The organism is Streptomyces regalis (assembly GCF_001509475.1).
GTDB lineage: Bacteria > Actinomycetota > Actinomycetes > Streptomycetales > Streptomycetaceae > Streptomyces > Streptomyces regalis.
On sequence record NZ_LLZG01000213.1, the window covers coordinates 1 to 917 of the forward strand.

Annotated in this window: 2 protein-coding genes; both read left to right on the plus strand. The window is 69.7% G+C overall.

Features of this window, described 5'->3' with window-relative positions:
• Positions 1–425, plus strand: a 425-nt coding sequence (locus ADL12_RS22605; protein ID WP_062704515.1) for an ATP-binding protein, incomplete at its 5' end; no start/stop codon positions are given.
• A gap of 239 nt (positions 426–664) precedes the next feature.
• Positions 665–796, plus strand: coding sequence for a hypothetical protein (locus ADL12_RS57760; protein ID WP_279617160.1), 132 nt, complete (start codon positions 665–667; stop codon positions 794–796).
• The last annotated feature ends 121 nt before the right edge of the window (positions 797–917 follow it).

Consider the following 917-nt stretch of genomic DNA (forward strand, 5'->3'; position numbering starts at 1 on the left):
CCACCTGGGAATACACCCTCTACATCCCCCACGACCCCCGAGCCGTGGCCATCTCCCGCCGCACCCTCGCCCACATCCTCACCACCCACCACCTCCCCACCCTCATCGAACCCGCCCAGCTCCTGGCCTCCGAGCTCCTCACCAACGCCCTCCGCCACACCACCGGCCCCGCCGCCCTGAAGCTCCGCCACTCCGGCCGCTCCTTCCGCCTCGGCGCCTGGGACACCGACCCCACACCACCCACGGAAAACCTGTCGACATCGGAGGGCGACGACGAAACCGGCCGAGGCCTCCACCTCATCCACGCCTACGCCGACGACTGGGGCTGGTTCCAGATCAACGGCCCCGGAGCCGACGGACGCGGCCACGGCAAGTACGTGTGGTGCGAGCTCGGCGCCAAGCACGACCGGGAAACCGTCCGCTGAAGCCAAAGCCCGCGAAGGCGGCGCGAAGCCCCCGACCACCCCGCCGCCGTCTCAACCCCGCTTGAGCCGCCCATAGATGGCAAGCCCCGCTCTTCTCCAGCGTGGCCCCCTTCAGGACCACCGTGTCCTCGCACCGCGCCGTCCCGGTCAGGCCCTCGTAGAAACGCCCGCCCGTCAGCACCCACCTCCGTGCGACCCAGATGCCCTGGAAGGACGCGCGTCCCTGCCGGATGGCCCGCGTGAAGTCGACGGACGTGGCGTCGGCGGCGGAAGGCCGACTGCGGTACGTGGCGCCGTCGCACAAGAAGGCCGAGCCGTCGAACCTGCACTCCTGCTCGAACTCGGCGTCGACGAAGGACACCGGGCCATAGAAGCGGGCATTAGTCAACATGACCCGGGCATGAATGCCCGGGCTTGCAGCTCGTGACCATCACTGGCGGTGGTGGCCCGGCCGCGTCCAGATCTCACGCAATGAGGGTGAGTTCAGGGGCC